Here is a 1,066-nt window from a genome sequence, read left to right as displayed (position 1 = left end):
GGTCATCGGTACGGACAAGCGCACCGGCAAGGGCAACGAGGGCTACGGCGACAAGGGAAGTACCGGCCACGCGGACACGAACATCCTGTTCCACGTCTCCGAGGACCGCACCAACGCCACGGCGATGAGCATCCCCCGCGACCTCATGACCAACATCCCGGACTGCAAGGCGAAGCAGGCGGACGGCTCGGAGAAGACCATTCCGGGCACGCAGAACGTCCGCTTCAACACCAGCCTCGGCCAGGACGGCCGCGACCCGGGCTGCACGATGGACACCGTCAAGGAGCTCACCGGCCTGCAGGTCGACCACTTCATGATGGTCGACTTCAACGCGGTGAAGGAACTGTCCACGGCGGTCGGCGGCGTCAACATCTGCCTGGCCCACGCGGTCAAGGACGACAAGTCGCACCTCGACCTGCCGGCGGGCCCGAGCAAGGTCCAGGGCGAGGAGGCGCTGGCGTTCGTACGGACCCGGCACGCCTACGCCAACGGGAGCGACCTCGACCGGATCAAGGGCCAGCAGCAGTTCATCGGCTCGATGATCCGGCAGATGAAGTCGAACGACACGCTGACGAGCCCGACGAAGCTGTACAAGCTGGCGGACTCGGCGACCAAGGCGCTGACGGTCGACTCGGCCATCGACTCGGTGTCGAAGCTGAGCACGCTCGCCAAGGAGCTCACCAAGATCGACACGTAGAACATCACGTTCGTGACGCTGCCGGTGATCGACAACCCGGCGGAGCCCAAGCCGATCACGGTGGTTGTGGACCCGGTCAAGGCGCCCCAACTGCTCTCGATGATGCAGGCGGACACCTCGCTGACCGAGGTGGCCGCGCAGAAGAAGGCCGCCAAGAGCAAGCAGAACGCGCTCCTCAAGGGAACCAGGGCGGCAGCGGCCGACGTCCGCGTAGACGTGTACAACGGCGGGGAGATCGCCGGCGGTGCCCAGCAGACCGTCTCGTGGCTGCAGAACGACAAGGGAGTCCTGAAGTCCACGAACAAGGCCAACGCCCCGGCGAAGGCTGCCAAGACGACGCTCGAGTACGCGCCGAACCAGGCCGACCAG

At 65.9% G+C, this 1,066-nt stretch carries 1 pseudogene; it reads left to right on the top strand.

Annotation, left to right across the window (positions count from 1 at the left end):
- A pseudogene (locus tag ABZV94_RS41995) lies at positions 1-1,066 on the top strand (LCP family protein); the annotation flags it as partial.

Origin of the sequence: Streptomyces sp. NPDC004658, from assembly GCF_040609555.1 — a bacterium.
Lineage (GTDB): Bacteria > Actinomycetota > Actinomycetes > Streptomycetales > Streptomycetaceae > Streptomyces.
Note: the sequence above shows the minus strand (reverse complement) of the source record. Positions and strands in the feature narration are given on the sequence as shown.